This window comes from Desulfatibacillum alkenivorans DSM 16219 (assembly GCF_900142135.1).
GTDB lineage: Bacteria > Desulfobacterota > Desulfobacteria > Desulfobacterales > Desulfatibacillaceae > Desulfatibacillum > Desulfatibacillum alkenivorans.
The window spans coordinates 1-17,167 of the sequence record NZ_FQZU01000002.1 but is presented as its reverse complement, the minus strand read 5'-3'; the positions used below and the strand labels follow the sequence as shown (position 1 = coordinate 17,167).

The window sequence follows — 17,167 nt, the reverse complement described above, 5'->3', positions numbered from 1 at the left end:
AGCTAGGGTTGTAAAGTATAAATCCCGGGAAGAGACCGGTATTTTTCGTCAAAGTCCAGCCCGTAACCGACCAGAAAGCCCTCGGGCACCCTGAAACATGCGTATTTTATATCTATAGGCGTTTCCCGGCGTTCGCTTTTGTCTATCATGGCGCAAATTTCAACGGAACGGGGGGACAGGGTCTGAAAATAATCCGTAAGGAACTTCATGGTAAGGCCGGAATCAACAATATCCTCAACAATAATGACGTCTTTTCCCTCAATGTCGAGTTCCAGGGGCTTGGTCAATTTATGTTCGCCGGAGGACGTATCGCCGGAGCCGTAGCTGGAAATACGGATGAAATCCACTGCCACGGAATTTTCGATGGACCTGGCCAAGTCGGCCATAAATATAAACGCACCGTTGAGCACTCCCACCAAAACAAGGTCGGAATCCTTGTAATCCCGGGAGATTTCACGAGCCACGGCAGCCACCTTTGCTTCTATTTCCTCAGCGGACAGAAGCGGGGTTAATTGCGCCATAGATACGCCCCAAAAAACATCGATGTAGAATTTAAAAGGGTTTTTTGCGTCAAAAACACAAAACAATCTGAATTGTCATACAATAATAACGCTGGGGTGTCAACGATTTGAATGGAATCATCAGGCCCCGAACGCCCGGGGCCTGAGGATTTGCTGCAGATCGGGTATAGCGGAGCTACAGGCCGGTTTCCGATAGTTCTTTAAGCAATTCCAGTTGCTTTTTACTGAGCTTGCCCGGAGAGGCCGTCAGAATCCGGACAAAGAGGTCGCCCTTTTTGCTGCCGCCCATTTCCGGAAGCCCATACTTGGGGATTCTCAGCTTGGTTTGATGCTTGGTTCCCGAAGGAACCTTCAGGTTTACTTCCCCGCCGTCCAGGGTGGGCGCTTTAATGGTCGTCCCCGTGAGCGCCTCGGTCCACTTTATCTCCTTGTTCACGTACAAATCCAGGCCTTCCGCGCCGAACACCGGGTCCGGAATGACCTTGGACTGGATGTACAAGTCGCCGTTGGGGCCGCCGTTGGGGCTGGGCTCGCCCTTGCCGGCCAGGCGAATTTTTTTGCCGGTGAGCATGCCCTTGGGGATTTTCACCGAAATCTTTTCCTGCCGGCCCTTGTGGGAAAGGGAAACGGTTTTGGAAACCCCTTCCGCCACTTCCCGCAGGGTCAACGGAATCTCATACACCAGGTCCGAACCCTTGGTCTGGAACGAACGTCCCGCTCCGCCAAAGGGATCCCCGCCCATGTTGAAGGAAAAGCGCCTTCCTCCTCCGCCGCCGCGCTGTCCGGTAAAGTTGGCGTTTTCAAAGCCGAATTCCCGGAAGATATCCCCCATGTTGAAATTCTTGAAGATGTCTTCCTGGGTGAAGCGCTGTTGAAACCCTTCGGTTCCGTACATGTCGTACTCTTTGCGCTTTTCTTCGTCGCTCAACACCGCATACGCCTCGCTGATTTCCTTGAACTTGTCCTCCGAGGCGTCATCGTTCCCCTTGGCGTGGTCCGGATGGTATTTCATGGCCAACTTGCGGTAGGCCTTTTTTATCTCTTCTTTGGCGGCGGTTTTCGGTACACCAAGTATTTTGTAATAATCCTTATCAGCCATAATCATCCACCTGTAATCGTTTTTGACAAAGGCATGTTATCCAACAACCCGAAACCGGATTTACGCCGAAAGAACCGTTCCGGGCGATTTCACCCCGGCCCTGCGGCCGGCTTATCCAATAACTCCCCGTGCCTTTTAACAATAATAAGATTGGCGACGGCCGGTGTCAAGAAAGGGAATCGCGCCCAGGCCAAGGCATTGTTGACATTATGATAATGCCTCCTATATAGGTTGCTTACGGAGCCGTTTGCGTTTTTTCCAAAGCAAACGGCCGGTGAATTGCGCGAACGGCGCATGATTCAGCCTTTTTACGGAGGACGGGAGAAGATGAACGCCGCGACCTTATTTTTGGTGTTTTTAACGCTTAAACTTATATTCGGCCTGGCTTTTTTGCTGTGGCGCTACCCCCGGCTGCGGGATTATCTGCCAGCATGGCCGGGAAGTCCGGCGGACGAAGCCGGCGTTTAGCCAGGGGTTTTTCCCCTAAAGAAAATATAAATGAATTCAACCACTGACAATCAGGAAATCGTTCATCTTGTCAGCCTGGGATGCGTTCGCAACCTGGTGGACAGCGAACTGATTCTGGGCGCCCTGGCCTCGAGCGGCTTCGCCCTGACCGAGGACCCCGCCGAGGCGGAAACCATCATCGTCAACTCCTGCGGCTTTGTCCGGGCCGCCGTGGACGAAACCATCGACGTGGTTTTGGAAATGGCCCGCTTCAAAGAGGAAGGCCTATGCCAAAGGCTTGTGCTGTGCGGCTGCATGGCCCAGCGGTACGGCAAGGAATTGGAGGAAGCCCTCCCTGAACTGGACATGGTGCTGGGGCCGGGCGCTCACAAGGACATCGTGGAACTGCTCCGGCGGCCCACAGGCTTTATCTGCCGGGTTCCCGATCCATCCACGGCGCCCTTGCAGCAGGCGGGATTTCCCAGAATTTGCAGCACGCCCCATATGGCGTACATCAAAATCTCCGAAGGCTGCCCGGACCGCTGCACCTTTTGCATGATCCCCCAATTGCGCGGGGCGTGGAGAAGCCGGCCCCTGGACGACATCGTGGAGGAGGCGGGAAACCTGATCCAGTGGGGCGCCAAGGAAATCATCCTGGTCGCCCAGGACACCACGGCCTACGGCCTGGATTTTGACAAGCAAAACCGCACCAGCCTGGATCAACTCTTAAACAGCCTGTGCCGGCTGAAGGGGGAAACGCGCTTCCGGTTTTTATACGGGCATCCCAACCGGGTGACCGACGCATTGCTTGAGACGGTTGCGTCCCAGCCCCGGGTGTGCTCTTATTTCGACCTGCCCGTGCAGCACGGCAGCGACCGCATCCTGAAAATGATGGGCCGCAAAAACACCCGGGAGGAAATGCTCCGGCTGTTCGAAAAAATTCGGGCGGCAGTCCCGGATGCAGCCCTGCGGACCACGGCCCTGGTGGGTTTTCCCGGCGAGACGGAGGAGGATTTCAACCAATTGGTGGAATTCGTTCAGGAGGCGAGGTTCGACCACTTGGGAGTCTTCGCTTACTCGGACGCCCAGGAAATCCCCTCCCACCGCCTCCCCGGCCACGTGCCGGAGGATACGGCCATCAAGCGCCGGGATCTCATCATGGATATGCAGAACACGATTTCCCTCGACAATAACGCCGACCGTGTGGGAAAAACCTACACGGCTTTGGTGCTGGGGGAAAGCGGCGACCCCGAATACCCGTATTGGGGGAAAACCTGCCTCCAGGCGCCGGACGTGGACGGCGCGACCTTTATCCAGGGGGAAAACCTGGAGCCCGGCCGACTGGCCCGCGTGACCGTGCACGGGGCGGACGTCTATGACCTTTTAGCGGAAATAAAAGACGCATAATCGGGGAAACGAATTCCCCCAGCCTTGGAAGAATCAATGAGTTTAAAACAGGAAATATTCGAATTTGTGGAAAGGGACCTGGCGGACATCGAAAAGGCCCTGAAATCCAACCTCAACCCCTACCTGGACCTGGTCCGGGACGTGGCCAGCCACCTCCTTTTCGCCGGAGGCAAACGCCTGAGGCCCGTGCTCATGGTGCTGAGCGCCCGGGTTTGCGGCTGCAGCAACGGGGAGGAGATCAACCTGTCCACCGTTTTCGAATACCTGCACGCCGCCACCCTGCTCCATGACGACATTGTGGACGGCGCGGAAACCCGCCGGGGAAAAATCGCAGCCCATAAGGTCTGGGATCCGGCCGAGGTGGTCCTCACCGGGGATTTTTTGCTCTCCCGCACATGCACCATCGCCGCGGACACGGACAAACTGCCCATCATCAAGGTCATCACCAACGTCACGGGCGTTATGTCCGAAGGCGAAATCCAGCAGCTTCTCTATAAAAAACGCCTGGACCTGTCCGAAGAGCAATACATGGACGTGATATACCGCAAAACCGCGGTGCTCATTTCGGCCGCCTGCGAGGTGGGCGCCCTGCTGGCCGACGCTCCCCAGGAGCAGGTGGACGCCCTTAAGGAATACGGCAGGCATTTGGGCATCGCCTTCCAGATGGCGGACGACCTCCTGGACTATGTGGCCGACCCCAAGGTGACCGGCAAGGCCATCGGCGCGGACCTGGCCGAGGGCAAACTGACCCTGCCCCTGATCCGCGCCCTGGAACAGAGCGACGCAGAAACCCGGCCCAGGATGGAAAGAATCATCCTGGACGAATACGCCTCCAAAGAAGACTTCGCCTTTGTGCTGGATAATATCATCAAGTCAGGCGGGGTGGACTACACCAATCAAAAAGCCCAGGAGCATGTGGCGGCCGCCAAGGCGCTCCTGGACGTTTTCCCGGATTGCCCGGAAAAAGACGTGCTTGCCAAAGTCGCGGATTTCGCCGCCCAGCGGGATAGTTGATAAAACAGAGGCTGGAATCAGGCGGGACAGGCCCGGTCCTTTACAGACCGGGGCGCGCTCCAAATCAGACTTCTCTTTGCATTACAACGTGCGAAGCACCTCAAAAGTCATGCAATCGCCGCCCTGGCAGTCGATCTCCAAGGTGGCCCGCTCGGAGCCCACCAGCTCCTCCTGCACGCACCGCATGAAATTCAGAAAAACCTTATCGGCGTTCCCTGTCTCCAGGTCGGTCATCACCACCACTTTGTGATCCGTGTCTTTAAGGGATAATTTTAAAGTTTCCATGGCCGCCTCCTTTCCCTGAATCCAGGGGGTTGGATGAACCGTCCCGGCGCACCATGCGCCGGACCTTCGGTAGGGCTAACAGAAAACCGGATGAATTAAGTTTAAATAATTATTTCAACTACTTATCTATTCTTGCATACTCCTATCCCTCTCGTCAAGCATGGAATGAGACTGGAAAACCCCCTTTTTATGGGGACGGCGAGGCAGCCCAAAAGAAACCACGCAGGGCAAGCCCCGGAGCTGCATTGCATTGATAAGCAGCAAAGGTTGATTTTGTTATGCAGCGGTAGGGCTTGCCTACTCAAAGGCGCTGTGTGCGCCTAAAAAAATGAGGCGTCCGGCCCCTGCAAATTTTTAGTTGCTTATTTCTCCCATGGGTTTATAGTGCGCCGTCCCGCAGCGCGGGGCGTGTCTCCGAACCTTTGAAAGCATCTATAAATGCAAGAAATAACAACTAATATTTGTTGCGAGTGCGGCGCATGCTGCGCCTATTTTAGGGCGTCCATCTATTGGGGGGAAACCGATGAGGCGACTCCCGGCGGCATCCCCATGGAAATCTGCGAAAAACTGAACGATTTTTTTGTGGTCATCAAAGGGACCAACGACATTCCGCCCCGGTGCTCGGCCCTCATGGGACTCATAGGGAAGTCGGTCCATTGCAGCATATACGACAAGCGGGCTTCCGTATGCCGGGAGTTCACGCCCTCCTGGGAAAACGGAGAGCCGAATCCCCGTTGCGACAAAGCCCGGGCGGCCCACGGCCTGGAGCCTCTGACGCCTAGCCACTGGCCCAAACCGGGAAACTTTCCCAGGGCGGCGTAAAGGGGAGCAGGATCTCCCTGCAGAATTATTTTTGTCCGAACGCCCGATTGCCTTTAATGCCGGGCTGTTCAGGCTCCATGGGTTGTCCATAGGCGCGTCCGGTTTCGGACGGTGCAAAACAAACCCTTGACTCATTGCGTCATTTGGGCTATATTTTTAACCAATCGGTCAAAACAAGGCCTTAACCAGCCAAAATACTTGTTTTTCCTTAATCTTACATTTGTTCATTCAACCGGCGAAAGCCTCAGGAAGATGTCCATGGCGTCAAATTTTGCCCATGTAGAATCGGAAGTCCAGGCGGCCAGCCAAACCGTGCAGGATCAGCCTGTGGAAGCCGCCGACATGGCGGTCCTGGCGGACCAGGTGCGGGAATATCTGGCCCAAAGGCGGGATAACCTGACGGTTTACCCTGATCCCTTGCCCGAACAGGTTTTGATCCGGGAGTTCGGATTTTCCGCCAAAGGAAAAGGCAAGCCCGAGGTCATCCTGACAGAGGACGTCCAGGTGGAATTGGGGCATCCTTCCGTAGGGTCTCTGGCCGCAGTGCTGACGACTTATGACCCAAGCCTTATCCAGCATGGCCGCATTTCCCTGATCGGGCCGGATTTGAGGCAGATGAAGCCCGGAGGGAGGCAGGCGTTCGCCCAGGTCATCCTTTTGGCGCTGGATCGAAGCGCCATGCCCGACCCCTTTGACCTGGAAAACGCCCAATATCTCATGCACCGGCTGCCCGGCTATATGGTCCGCTCCGTGCCCGGCAAGCTGTGGGTGCGGGTGGGAAAGGACCGGTTCAACCAAGGCCTGGATCTTCACACCGTGGGTTCGGCCCTTGTCAAGGCGTATACGGACGACTTTCCCGGCGTGTTAAAGGCGGAAATCGCCTTTGTGACCACGGGCAGGGAGGACGTCCTCGCTCTGGAGCCTATTGCGGCCGAGGCCAAAGTGCTTTCGGGCCGGCACAAAAAGCTGGTGCTTGGAGTGGACGGATCCATTGAGTGCAGCGAGTTGAATTGCGAGGAATGCGAGGAAAAACCCGTGTGCGATAACCTGCGCGACGTGGTTGTAAGGCGCCGCAAGCAGAAAAAATCCGAAAAAGCAGCCAAAGCATGACCCAAAGAGAGAATAACGCCAAACCCATATTTTCCGTATGCGGAAAAGGCGGCGTGGGAAAAACCGCCGTTTCCGCCCTCATGGCCCGGGCCTTTTTGGAGTTGGGCCCGCGCCCCGTGCTGCTGATCGACGCAGACCCGGCGGGCGGACTGGTTTCGGCGGTCGGTGAAAAAGCGGATAAAACCCTTGCCGGCGCCAGGGATCAACTCATCTCCACGGCGCGCGGCGCTGGGGATGCGGAAAAAACGCGCCTCGCCCAGGACCTGGATTACCTGGTCATGGAAGCCCTGGTGGAGGGACCGGGCTACTCGCTGCTGGCCATGGGACGCATGGAGGCCAAGGGCTGCTTTTGCCCGGCCAATACCCTTTTGAGGGAGGCCATCGACCTTTTGGCCGAGCCCTTCGCCATGGTGCTTATTGACGCGGAAGCGGGCCTGGAGCAGATCGCCAGGCAGGTGACCCGCCGCGTGACCAGGGTCATTGCCTTGTCCGACGGGTCCTCCCGCAGCGTCCAAACCATAGATTTGATAACCCGGATGGTGGATCCCTCCATCATGGGGGTCATCGGCAACCGGGTCGACAGGGTGGACGACCTGGGCCTGCCCCCCAACGTGGAATTTTTGGGGATTATCCCCGAGGACGATCAGGTGCGCGCCTTTGACAGGCAAGGCCGCTCCCTGTGGGATTTGCCCTCTGATAACCCGGCCTTGACAGCCGCCAGGGCCGTCGCGGAAAAGCTCATCAACCCATAATCATTTTGAGGCCTTGTATGAACCAAGCAGTCATCTCGGATTTTTTTCGCCAAATTATTGACCAACCGGTAAATAATCTGGTCGACCAGGCGCAAGAGCAGGGGAAAAAAGCCATTGCGTACACGTGCAGCTATGTCCCCCAGCCGCTCCTTTCCCTGGACGGGGTCTTTCCCATCCGGGTGCGGGCGCCGGGGGTGGTGGGAACGCCCATGGCCGACACCTATCTGTCGTCGGTGATTTGCTCCTACACCCGCAGCGTGTTGGAACTGGCCCTGGAGTGGGCTTTTGACTCTCTGGACGGCTGGGTGTTCGCCGCAAGCTGCGACCATCTCAGGCGCTTGTACGACAACCTGGATTATTTGAACAAACCGGCTTTCAACCACATGATCGACATGCCCCACCGGGGGGGGGCGGCCGCGGAAAAATGGCTTACCGAGGAGTACAAGTCGTTGGGCGCGGCTCTGGCCGAATCGTTCGGGGTGGACGCAAGCCCCCAGGCTTTGTCCCGGTCCATCGAGGAGCATAACGCCTATCTTTCGGTCATGCGTGAAATCAGCGAAATGCGCAAACAGGACAACCCGCCCGTGACCGGCGCCATGTTCCAAACCTTGCTGGCCGCGTCAACCAGTGCGCCCAAAGACATGGTCATGGACGAGTTGAAAGCCCTGCTTGCCCGTCTTAGGGAGGGTAAAGAAGGCAAGCCTTACAGAGCCAGAGTGCTTTTGGCGGGAAGCCACTGCGACGATCCCGGATACATCGATGTCATCGAAAAAACAGGAGGCCTGGTGGTTGCAGAGCGCACCTGCACGGGCTCCATTCCGGCCCTGGCCCCTATTCCCGAAAACGGCGCTCCCTACGAAACCCTCGCCGAGCGGGCTTTGGCGAACATCAGTTGCCCGCGCATGATGGAATCCTTTCAGGCCAGGGTGGACGAAATTTTGGAGGCTGTGGAGGAGTATCGGGCCGACGGGGTGGTTTTGCAGACCATGAAATTTTGCGACACCTGGGGCGTGGAGTCCAGCCCCATGGTCCAGGAACTGCGCAAAGCCGGGGTCCCCATTTTAAAACTGGAACGGGAATACACCATGTCCAGCGAAGGGCAGTTGCAAACCCGCATCCAGGCGTTTTTGGAGAGCATGGGAAAATGAGACTTCAAGATCTGAAAAAAGCCGACGCAAGTTGGAAGGACAAAGCGGTTTACGCCCGATACAGGGTGGAATCCATAGGCTCCCTGGCGCGCCTGTTAAGGCACGGCCCAGGCAAGATGCGTGAGATTTTCAGTTGGGACTGGCTGCGGACGCTGGCGGGAGCTTCCAACCTGTTGGATATGGCGGTCTACACCCGCACAGGCCGGTATCGGGAGGCCAGCGCTTACGCCTTGGCCGAGGTGATCGGCGGCATCGGCGACCTTATCGACTCCATTTGCGCCTCTCCGGACCGTGTGATCATCCACGAGGACCTTGTGCCGTCGGAAATTTTTCGCGGCATGGGCCTGGCGCCGTTCATGGCCGAGGTGATTGGCATCGCCGTACCTTTGGTAAAGGCGGATTGGGCGGAGAAATACATCGACATCGCGGAGAACGAAGGCACGCCCCCGGATACGTGCAGCCTGCCCAAATGCACCATGGGCGTGGCTTTGGACGGCCAATTCCCCAAAAGCGCGGCCATTGTCACCTCCAATATGCCCTGCGACGGCGGCATGGCGTCGTACACCATCCTGGAGAGGGAGTTGAAATCCCCTTGTTTCCGGCTGGACATCCCGTACAACTTTTACAACGACCGGGCCATCGACTATTTTGTCTCGGAGCTCAAACGCATGATCGCCTGGCTGGAGGAGCACACCCCCGGACGCATGGACTGGGACCGGCTGAAAGAGGTCTGCATTGAAAGAAACAAGGCCATGGAGCATGAGCTGGAAATCTGGGAGTTGATTCGCCAGAAGCCCGCGCCCATGGCCGGGGAAGCCATCTGGCTGGCCCAGCTTATCCATATGGTGGCCACTCCGGGCTCGCCCCGGGCCACCCGCACCATGAAAAACATTTTAAGGCGCACCAAAAAAATCATGGAAAACGGAGGGGGGGCCCTGCCGGAAGAGCGCTACCGGGCGGTTTTATGGAATCCCCCCACCCTGGTGTTTCCGGAATTATTCGTCTGGGCCGAGCAGCAGTACGGCGTCGCCTTGTTGGCGGATATGCTGACCTATCATCGCCACCCGTTCATTGACGTCTCCAGCCCGGACTCCATGCTCCGCAGCCTGGCCCAGATTATTGTGGAAGGCCCCATGGCCCGCCACACCCGGGGGCCTGCGGAGAATTTTTTCGACGATCTTTTTTACCTTTACGAGTATTTTTCCCTGGACATGATCTGGATGGCCGGCCACATCGGGTGCAAAAACACCATGGCATTGAACGGCATGTTTCGGGAGCGGTGCAGGGAGCGGGAAATCCCGCTGTTTATCATGAATTACGATCTTTCGGACACGCGGGTGGTATCGCCCGTGGATATGAAAAAGCAGGCTGAGGCTTTTATGGAAACGGTCATGCAGGCTGAGCCGCTGCTTTGATTTTATAATTTCTTCGGGGGGAATTATGGCCAAGTATTACGGAGGGTGCGACCTGGGGTCGACGACGGGCAAGGCGGTTATTTTAAAGGACGGAGAGATTGTCGCTACCGCCTGCATCAGAAGCAAAATCGACCCGGTGGAGACAGGCCGCGAGGTGTTGAATCTGGCGATCCAGCAAATAGACGACCTGGAAAGAGTGGAGGATCTGGCGAAGCTGGTGGGCACGGGCTACGGCCGGAACGAAGTGCCTTTCGCGGACGAAAACGTCTCGGAAATCACCTGCCACGCCGTGGGCGCCCATTTTTGCGACAACAATATCCGCACCATTGTGGACGTGGGCGGCCAGGACATCAAGGCCATCGCCCTGTCGGATACGGGCAGCGTGCTGGAGTTCGCCATGAACGACAAATGCGCGGCGGGCACGGGCAGATTTTACGAGGCCGTGGTGCGCACCTTCGACCTGTCTTTGGACGAGTTTTCGGAATTATCCCTGAAGGCGAAAAAAATCGTGCCGGTCACTTCCCAGTGCACGGTGTTCGCCGAAAGCGAACTGGTCAGCCTGTTGTACAAGCGGAACTCCCCGGCGGACATCGCGGCCGGGGTGCAATTATCCGTGGCCAAACGGGTTTTCACCCTGGCCCGCCGCGTGGGCGTAAAGCCCGGCGTGACCGTCACCGGGGGATGCTCCAAAAACATAGGCCTGGTCAAAGCCTTGGAAAAAACATTGAGAACGCCGATCTCTTTGCTCTCTACGGATCCCCAACTCACGGGGGCCCTGGGAGCCGCCGTCCTGGCCTCCCGCAATGGGTCAGGTTAGGACGCGTGTTGTGGGGCGATAGCGCCCTTCCCTCCCCCCTTGGGAAGGGCGTTATTGCTGCGCATCACAGGTTTTAATGGACTTTCATTTCCGTTTCGGTTTACACCTCAGGTCAGGAGGAAACCGAAGCCCATGCCCGAAAAAGCGCCCTTTCCCGTCCAGGCCTTCAGGCCCATTCTTGTTTGCGTCATCGGCATGCTTGCGGTGTCCTGCGTGTTCATGACCCAAGCTATCTTCCTGGAGTTGGCCCAAAGCCTCCAGGTGGAGGAAACCCGGGCTCGCCTGAGCTTCAGCTTTGTGTCCCTGTTTTACGGGCTTTCCTTTTTGCTGGTCGGTCCTATTGCAGACAGGGTTCATCAGCCTCGTATGGCGTTCGGCGGCGCCGTGTTTCTGGCCCTGGCCGTATTCACAGCCTCCTTTGTGCACGATTTTAAACTATTCCTGGTTCTCATGGCCGCGGTCGGCATGGGCGCTTCAGCCATTCCGGCCTCCATGTTTCCGTATATGGTGCATACCGCTCCGCCGGAGCGTATTGGCGCCTTTGTCGGCATGCTTCTGGCCTTCGCCACCATCGGGGTGATCGTGGGGCGCCTTGTTATGGGGCTCATGACTTCCTGGTGGGGATGGGAGATTGCGTTTCGGGTTTTGGCGGGAATCGTTCTGGCCTGCGGAATTTGCGTGCTTGCTTTTTTACCCAAGCCGGAGATGGAGCTGCCCGCCGACGGCTCCGGTTTTTTCCGGCTGCTGCTAAAACCCTTCCAACTCATGGCCCAGCCGAAAATCATCACCCTGCTTTTCACCGGGTTTTTACTGTTTTTCGGATTTATGGGAATGGTGACCTTCCTGACTTACAGGCTGGCCCAGCCGCCCTTTTTCTATACAGCCAGGGAAATCGGGCTGGTCAGCCTGGCCGGGCTGACCTCCCTGCTGGGCGCGCCCCTGTCCGGGGCGTTTTCCCAAAAATTCGGCTGGTACAAGGTGGCTGTTTTCGGCATGAGCCTGTGCTTGATTTCCCTTCAACTCATGGGATGGACGGCGTCCCTGACGCCGGTTGTCATCGGCATCCTCATGGTCTTTTTAGGGGTGTATGGCGCCCAGCCGTCCATTTTTCTGGAAATCAGCCAATCCGTCCCGATAGACAGCACGGGCTGCGCCAGCTCCATGTACATCCTGTTTTGCATAGGCGGAGGCAGCATGGCTGCAACCCTGTTGGGGCCTGTCTGGAACGCCTGGGGCTGGACCGGCGTCACCCTGGCCTGCACGGCGTCCCTGGCGGCGTCCATGGTCATGGCCGCCCTGGCGCATCGGCGGCGGTCCACAAGCTAAGCCTGATTAAAATTGCCTATGCGCAGGTTCTTCCAACCCACATGTCCATTGCAAAAATTGAATTATTTGGTCTTCCAGCTTGGGTCCCGTTTTTCCAAAAAGGCGCTGACGCCCTCCTTGGCTTCGGGCGAGGCGCATAGCTGGGCGAAAGCCCGGTCCATGAACTTGAACTGCTCCATGTAGCTCAAGTCCTCGGAGGCGTAATAGGACGTCTTGGCGTTGGCTACGGCCGCGGGGCTCCGTTGCGCCAGAGAAGCGGCCCATTCCCGGGCCAGTCCGTCCAGTTCGTCCGAGGGGACGACCCGGTTGTACAAACCCATTTCCAAAGCCCGCTTGGGGTTGAGCAACTCCCCGAACAACAGCATTTCCAGGGCGTGCTTGCGGCCCAGGGATTTGGATACGGGAATGACCGGCCCCACGCAGTTAAGGCCCACGTTGATGGCGGTCAGGCCGATCTTCGCCCTTTCCGAGGCGATGGCCAGATCGCATGCGGCCACCAGCCCCGCGCCTATGGCCGCGGCAGCGCCGTTCACCTTGGCGATGACGGGCTTGCTCATTTGGCTGATGTAGGCCAAAGAATCTTCCATGTGGGTGATCCACCCTTCATATTCCGCCTGGGTCTTGCCCTCGTATCCGGTCAGGTCGATCCCCGCGCAAAAAGCCCGGCCCGCGCCTGTTACCATCACCACCCGGACGGAGGAGTCCTTTTCCATTTCCTCCAGAGCCTGGCGCAGCTCCCCGGCAAGGTCCCAACTGAAGGTGTTCAATTGATCGGGACGATTCAAGGTAATCATCCCCACAAAGTCTTCTCCGATTTCCGTAATGATCGTATTGTAGGACATGTGGCCTCCTGATAGTGGTTGGCGATGGGGTTTGAGGGCGAGACGCTGCTTGATGCATCCAATGTAGCAACCCTTTTCGCTCGACTGCAACAAAAAGATTTGGCCCGCCCCATAAGGCGGAAAAAGCATTTTCGTCTTGCCATTTTGTCCATATTGAGGCAAAGCTGCTTGGCGGAGGCGGGAAGGCGGAACTTATTTTATACTAACCGTTTGTTTTTAGAGGATTTTTACCATTTTAAAGCTGCTTGTTATATTTATATTGATAGTTGTACTCATCTACCGGAAGGTCTCCCTGGGAACATCCCTGGTCTCGGGCGCCGTGGCCCTGGGCCTGTGGTCGCTCATGTCTCCTTTGGAGATCCTGGCCAGCTTCGCCCATACCATGGTTTTGCCAAAAACCATTTTGCTGGCGGCCGTGGTCAGCCTGATTCTGATCCTGAGCCATTTGATGGAAAGCACCGGGCAAATGAAACGCCTGACGTCCTCCTTTGAGGGCATCAGCAGCAATATCCGAATCAACCTCACGGTGTTTCCGGCCCTGATCGGCCTGCTGCCCATGCCCGGCGGCGCAGTTTTTTCCGCCCCCATGGTGGAGGCCATGTCCAAAGAGCATGACATTTCCCGGGCGGACAAGGCGCTCATCAATTACTGGTTCCGCCACATCTGGGAATATTGCTGGCCTCTGTATCCGGGGGTGATCCTGGCCGTTTCCCTGAGCGGCCTCTCTCTCAAAACCTACTTCCTGGCCATGAGTCCCATGACTTTGCTGGCCGTGGCCGCCGGATACCTGGTCATCCTGTCTCCGTTGAACGTGCTTCGAAAGCCCAAGGAGGAAAAGGGAAGCTGGCGGGCTCTTATCAGCGAGATGTCGCCCATACTGATTGTGGTCATCGGCGCGGGAATCTGTGGAGAAGGTTTTGCCCTGGCTGCGGAGCAGGGCACCCTCCCTCATCCGCCGCCGGAAATTCCGTTGTGCCTCTCCCTGACCGCAGGAATTCTATGGATTCTGATCAGACACAAGACAGGCCTGGATCCGGTGATCCGGTTGTTCAAGAAGCCCTCCCTCTGGTCCATGGTCTACCTGGTCATCGGGGTGATGCTTTTTGCGGGAATTCTGGAATCCAGCCATTCCGTGCAGCAAATCAGCCAAAGCCTTGCCGACGGCCATGTGCCGGTGGCCCTTGCAGCCGTCATCCTGCCCCTGATTGTGGGCGCGCTGACCGGCGTCTGCATGGCTTTTGTGGGCGCTACCTTTCCCATTCTATACGCCTTGCTGGACGCCTCGGGGCTGAGCCATCAGATCGCGGCGTACACCATCCTGGCCTATTGCTCGGGATACGCAGGTCTGCTGGCCTCCCCCATCCACGCATGCCTGGCTCTGACCCAGAGCTACTTCTGTGCGGAAATGTCGGCCATATACCGCAAGTTATGGATTTTGACGGCCATCGAGTTTTGCGGCGGCCTGATCGGTTTCTTCCTGGCCCTGCATTTTATAAAATAAGGCAAGGCCGTTCCGGACCGGACTACTTTCCGTCTTCCAGGGCGGCTTTCTCCACGGCATCGCGGATCGCCTGCATATGAAGGCCGTCCTCCGCCCACAAGTGGCAGCTATTAATAAGGTATTCCAGGCCGCCCACCTCATCCATGGTTTTGGGGATGGGCCTGGGGTTTTGGGCGTGCAAGGTCCAGAAACCATGGAGAGCCGCAGGGCCCATGACCACCATCAAGTGGGTCAGATGGGTGCAGCCCTTGGTCCCTTTCAGCAAGTGACGGATGCGCTCGCTGTAACCGGAGGTGATTTTTTCCCCGATCACCTTTTTAACGCTGTCTTTGATTTCTATGCAATGCTCATTGGGAATGGTGGGCATTTCCGCTTCCGCGTCCAGGATAGTGATGGGATAATCGCCCACCAAAAAACGCACGCACATGCCGTGCACCGGTCCCGGCCCTTTTATTTCGGCGTCATAGCCGCGATAAATCCCAACATAGCGCTCGTCCCGGAGCCACCCTTCCACAACGACGTTCCCATCCGGCGCAGGATAGGACGCCACTTCCAGTTTTCTGGTGTGTACGGGCTTTGCGTTTTCCACCACGTCTTTCAGGCTGGATGATGCCATTATGCCTCCGACAATCTTTAGCTCATTGATTTTGCAGCAAAAACCAAGTAGTAAAATAGACAAATATTGATGACGCCCTGTTCAATCGGACGTTATCGGGCTGCTATTTAATAGCACAGGGCGCCAAAGCGCACAATACAAGGAAGAACAAAGGATTATTTTGCGTTATTCGGGGTTTGCAACGGACCTGCAAGACTGAATCGCCGCTCAGCATTTTCGGGAACCAACTAGCACATTCGTGAAGGAGGGCGGCGAAACCGCCAGGGAATTAGAATATAACTATTTAAATATTTTAAAAATCCACCATAACCCCAAGTCCTTGGGCCTCCAGACTTTTCTCTTGACAACAAAATACGATTATTGTTACCTGAGTGCGGATTCATTTTTTTGCCGGCCGAGAGCCTTGAGCCAAGGCTGACGCGCTTTATGCGTTGCATGGGATTTGCGCCGGCCCATCCAGGATAGTTTTAGGTCTCCAACCATTTTAATGATTTGAAGAGGAAGACGTTCTAATGGAAACAACACACGAAGTCGTTGCCGCCGCGCCTGTGGAGCAGGCAGCGGGAGCAGCCCATGATCTGATCATCAACCTGCCTGCCCATTCCAGTTTTCTGGGCATTCCGGTATGGTTTTTCGCGCTGGTGATTCCGGCTGTGGCCATCGGCCTGTTCGCCTATATCATGGCCAATCGCATGAAGCCCCTGGTATTGGCCAACCCGGACTTCCGGCTCAACCAGATCCCCGAGCGGGTGTTCCGCCTTGTGAAGTTCGCCATCGGCCAGTGGCGGCAGCCCCGTTACATGACGGCGGGCCTGCTGCATATCTTCATTTTCGCCGGGTTCATGATTCTGTCCATCAACTCCACCCGTCTGGTGATCTGGGGCCTCGCTCCGGACTTCCAGTTCCCGGGCCTGAACGGAATCGGCGGAACCATCTACCAGTTCATCAAGGAAATCGCAGCCACCCTGGTGCTGGTTTCGTGTATCATCGCAGCCATCCGCCGGGGCATTATCAAGCCCGCGCGCTACGCCGTGCCGCCCGCCCTCGGCCATGACCACACGGGCGAGGCGGTTTTTGTGCTGGCCATGATCTCGGGCCTCATGCTGGGCGACTTTTTCTACGAAGGCACCAAGATCGCGGCGGAAGTCCGCAGCGGGCACGAAGCCGGCATGCTCATTCCCCTGACCGGGACCTGGTGGGTGTACATGTTCGTGAAAAACGCCTCGGTGAGCACGCTGCAGCACGTGAACACCTGGGCCTACCTGGCGCACGAAATAATCTTCTTCAGCTTTTTGAACATCCTGCCTCTGGGCAAGCACTTCCACGTCATCACCTCCTTACCCAACGTTTTCCTGTCCAAGCTGAACAAAGGCTCGGTCAAGCCCGTCAAATGGGGCATCACGGAAGAGGAGCTGGACGATCTGGAATCCCTGGGCGTCAAAAAGGCCACGGACTTCACCTGGAAGCACATCCTGGACTTCTACTCCTGCGCCGACTGCGGCCGCTGCTCGGATCAGTGTCCGGCCAACGCGGTGGGACGTCCCTTGTCCCCCCGGTTCGTGACCATCAAATGCCGCGACAAGATATTCGGCGCCTTTCCCCTGAAGGGCGAAGCGCTGCCCAACGACGAACTCATCGGCACGGTTTTGTCCGAAGACGAAATCTGGTCCTGCACCACCTGCGGCGCCTGCGAAGAGGAATGTCCCATCTTCATCGAATACATCGACAAGATGGTGGACCTGCGCCGGGGCATGGTGGACGAGGGCAATGTGCCCCAGTCCCTGCAAAAGCCCTTGAGCGCCATGGAAAAGCGCGGCAATCCCTACGGCAAGATGGAAAAGAAGCGCGCCGAATGGGCCAAGGAAATCGCGGAGGAGACTCCGGTGGCCGTGCTCAATCCCAAAAAGGGCGAGACCTGCGAGACCCTGTACTTTGTGGACTCCATCACGTCCTATGACGATCAGATCTCCAAGATCGCCCAGTCCACGGCCCGCGTGCTCACCGCCGCCGGCGTGGAGTTCGGCGTTCTGGGGCCTGCGGAAAAG

At 57.0% G+C, this 17,167-nt stretch carries 17 protein-coding genes; 12 read left to right on the top strand and 5 right to left on the bottom strand.

The genetic code is table 11. The features are described from left to right. Nucleotides 1-2 precede the first annotated feature (2 nt). Complete coding sequence (gene hpt, locus BUE18_RS02110; RefSeq protein WP_073472859.1) at nt 3-521, bottom strand: hypoxanthine phosphoribosyltransferase; 519 nt, start codon at nt 519-521, stop codon at nt 3-5. A gap of 175 nt (nt 522-696) precedes the next feature. Beyond that, complete coding sequence (locus BUE18_RS02105; RefSeq protein WP_073472857.1) at nt 697-1,620, bottom strand: DnaJ C-terminal domain-containing protein; 924 nt, start codon at nt 1,618-1,620, stop codon at nt 697-699. A 294-nt stretch (nt 1,621-1,914) separates the two neighbouring features. Between BUE18_RS02105 and BUE18_RS27805 the strand changes: the two genes are divergently transcribed. Genes BUE18_RS27805 through BUE18_RS02090 form a run of 3 tightly spaced genes read left to right on the top strand, consistent with a single transcriptional unit; the run spans nt 1,915 to nt 4,488 of the window. Continuing rightward, complete coding sequence (locus tag BUE18_RS27805; RefSeq protein WP_211482777.1) at nt 1,915-2,088, top strand: hypothetical protein; 174 nt, start codon at nt 1,915-1,917, stop codon at nt 2,086-2,088. A 30-nt stretch (nt 2,089-2,118) separates the two neighbouring features. After that, entirely contained in the window at nt 2,119-3,474 is a 1,356-nt protein-coding gene (gene rimO, locus BUE18_RS02095) for a 30S ribosomal protein S12 methylthiotransferase RimO (RefSeq protein WP_073472390.1), read from the top strand. 36 nt (nt 3,475-3,510) lie between these two features. Continuing rightward, nucleotides 3,511-4,488 carry a polyprenyl synthetase family protein gene (locus tag BUE18_RS02090; protein WP_073472388.1) on the top strand — a complete coding sequence of 326 codons (978 nt, stop codon included), beginning with the start codon at nt 3,511-3,513 and terminating at the stop codon, nt 4,486-4,488. 81 nt (nt 4,489-4,569) lie between these two features. On the opposite strand, the gene BUE18_RS02085 is transcribed toward BUE18_RS02090, so the two are convergent. Continuing rightward, nucleotides 4,570-4,773, bottom strand: coding sequence for a hypothetical protein (locus BUE18_RS02085; protein ID WP_073472386.1), 204 nt, complete (start codon nt 4,771-4,773; stop codon nt 4,570-4,572). Nucleotides 4,774-5,211: 438 nt separating this feature from the next. Here BUE18_RS02085 and BUE18_RS02080 point away from each other — a divergent pair, with 438 nt between their 5' ends. From BUE18_RS02080 to BUE18_RS02050, 7 genes are all read left to right on the top strand, one after another. Further along, complete coding sequence (locus BUE18_RS02080) at nt 5,212-5,595, top strand: YkgJ family cysteine cluster protein (protein WP_073472384.1); 384 nt, start codon at nt 5,212-5,214, stop codon at nt 5,593-5,595. A 258-nt stretch (nt 5,596-5,853) separates the two neighbouring features. Continuing rightward, a complete protein-coding gene (locus BUE18_RS02075; protein WP_073472383.1) occupies nt 5,854-6,705 on the top strand; it encodes a hypothetical protein in 852 nt (283 codons plus the stop codon). Further along, the gene (locus BUE18_RS02070) at nt 6,702-7,457 is read left to right on the top strand and encodes an ATP-binding protein (protein WP_073472381.1); all 756 of its coding nucleotides are present in this window, start codon (nt 6,702-6,704) and stop codon (nt 7,455-7,457) included. The genes BUE18_RS02075 and BUE18_RS02070 overlap by 4 nt, the downstream gene beginning before the upstream one ends. A 17-nt stretch (nt 7,458-7,474) precedes the next feature. Then, a complete protein-coding gene (locus tag BUE18_RS02065) occupies nt 7,475-8,605 on the top strand; it encodes a 2-hydroxyacyl-CoA dehydratase subunit D (RefSeq protein ID WP_073472380.1) in 1,131 nt (376 codons plus the stop codon). Continuing rightward, a complete protein-coding gene (locus BUE18_RS02060; protein WP_073472378.1) occupies nt 8,602-10,020 on the top strand; it encodes a 2-hydroxyacyl-CoA dehydratase subunit D in 1,419 nt (472 codons plus the stop codon). The genes BUE18_RS02065 and BUE18_RS02060 overlap by 4 nt, the downstream gene beginning before the upstream one ends. A gap of 25 nt (nt 10,021-10,045) precedes the next feature. Further along, nucleotides 10,046-10,837 (top strand): acyl-CoA dehydratase activase, encoded by a 792-nt coding sequence (locus BUE18_RS02055; protein ID WP_073472376.1) that lies wholly within the window; start codon nt 10,046-10,048, stop codon nt 10,835-10,837. A 132-nt stretch (nt 10,838-10,969) separates the two neighbouring features. Beyond that, nucleotides 10,970-12,163, top strand: a complete 1,194-nt coding sequence (locus tag BUE18_RS02050; RefSeq protein ID WP_073472374.1) for an MFS transporter — start codon at nt 10,970-10,972, stop codon at nt 12,161-12,163. Nucleotides 12,164-12,225: 62 nt separating this feature from the next. Here the strand turns inward: BUE18_RS02050 and BUE18_RS02045 are convergent, their stop codons facing one another. Further along, the gene (locus BUE18_RS02045) at nt 12,226-13,005 is read right to left on the bottom strand and encodes an enoyl-CoA hydratase/isomerase family protein (protein WP_073472372.1); all 780 of its coding nucleotides are present in this window, start codon (nt 13,003-13,005) and stop codon (nt 12,226-12,228) included. A gap of 223 nt (nt 13,006-13,228) precedes the next feature. Here BUE18_RS02045 and BUE18_RS02040 point away from each other — a divergent pair, with 223 nt between their 5' ends. Continuing rightward, on the top strand, nt 13,229-14,506 hold the full coding sequence (locus BUE18_RS02040) for a DUF401 family protein (RefSeq protein WP_342039435.1): 1,278 nt from the start codon (nt 13,229-13,231) through the stop codon (nt 14,504-14,506). A 22-nt stretch (nt 14,507-14,528) separates the two neighbouring features. On the opposite strand, the gene BUE18_RS02035 is transcribed toward BUE18_RS02040, so the two are convergent. After that, a complete protein-coding gene (locus BUE18_RS02035) occupies nt 14,529-15,122 on the bottom strand; it encodes a DUF2889 domain-containing protein (protein ID WP_073472368.1) in 594 nt (197 codons plus the stop codon). Between the two features lie 512 nt (nt 15,123-15,634). On the opposite strand from BUE18_RS02035, the gene BUE18_RS02030 reads away from it, so the two are divergent. After that, the coding region (locus tag BUE18_RS02030) for a (Fe-S)-binding protein (protein ID WP_073472365.1) at nt 15,635-17,167 on the top strand (1,533 nt) is incomplete at its 3' end.

Bases quoted from the DNA above. Each gene is read 5' to 3' on its own strand.
- BUE18_RS02085 (WP_073472386.1), bottom strand. From the start codon at position 4,773: ATGGAAACTTTAAAATTATCCCTTAAAGACACGGATCACAAAGTGGTG.
- BUE18_RS02060 (WP_073472378.1), top strand. From the start codon at position 8,602: ATGAGACTTCAAGATCTGAAAAAAGCCGACGCAAGTTGGAAGGACAAA.
- BUE18_RS02105 (WP_073472857.1), bottom strand. From the start codon at position 1,620: ATGGCTGATAAGGATTATTACAAAATACTTGGTGTACCGAAAACCGCC.
- BUE18_RS27805 (WP_211482777.1), top strand. From the start codon at position 1,915: ATGATTCAGCCTTTTTACGGAGGACGGGAGAAGATGAACGCCGCGACC.
- BUE18_RS02045 (WP_073472372.1), bottom strand. From the start codon at position 13,005: ATGTCCTACAATACGATCATTACGGAAATCGGAGAAGACTTTGTGGGG.
- BUE18_RS02035 (WP_073472368.1), bottom strand. From the start codon at position 15,122: ATGGCATCATCCAGCCTGAAAGACGTGGTGGAAAACGCAAAGCCCGTA.
- BUE18_RS02070 (WP_073472381.1), top strand. From the start codon at position 6,702: ATGACCCAAAGAGAGAATAACGCCAAACCCATATTTTCCGTATGCGGA.
- hpt (WP_073472859.1), bottom strand. From the start codon at position 521: ATGGCGCAATTAACCCCGCTTCTGTCCGCTGAGGAAATAGAAGCAAAG.
- rimO (WP_073472390.1), top strand. From the start codon at position 2,119: ATGAATTCAACCACTGACAATCAGGAAATCGTTCATCTTGTCAGCCTG.
- BUE18_RS02090 (WP_073472388.1), top strand. From the start codon at position 3,511: ATGAGTTTAAAACAGGAAATATTCGAATTTGTGGAAAGGGACCTGGCG.
- BUE18_RS02050 (WP_073472374.1), top strand. From the start codon at position 10,970: ATGCCCGAAAAAGCGCCCTTTCCCGTCCAGGCCTTCAGGCCCATTCTT.
- BUE18_RS02075 (WP_073472383.1), top strand. From the start codon at position 5,854: ATGGCGTCAAATTTTGCCCATGTAGAATCGGAAGTCCAGGCGGCCAGC.
- BUE18_RS02065 (WP_073472380.1), top strand. From the start codon at position 7,475: ATGAACCAAGCAGTCATCTCGGATTTTTTTCGCCAAATTATTGACCAA.
- BUE18_RS02055 (WP_073472376.1), top strand. From the start codon at position 10,046: ATGGCCAAGTATTACGGAGGGTGCGACCTGGGGTCGACGACGGGCAAG.
- BUE18_RS02080 (WP_073472384.1), top strand. From the start codon at position 5,212: ATGCAAGAAATAACAACTAATATTTGTTGCGAGTGCGGCGCATGCTGC.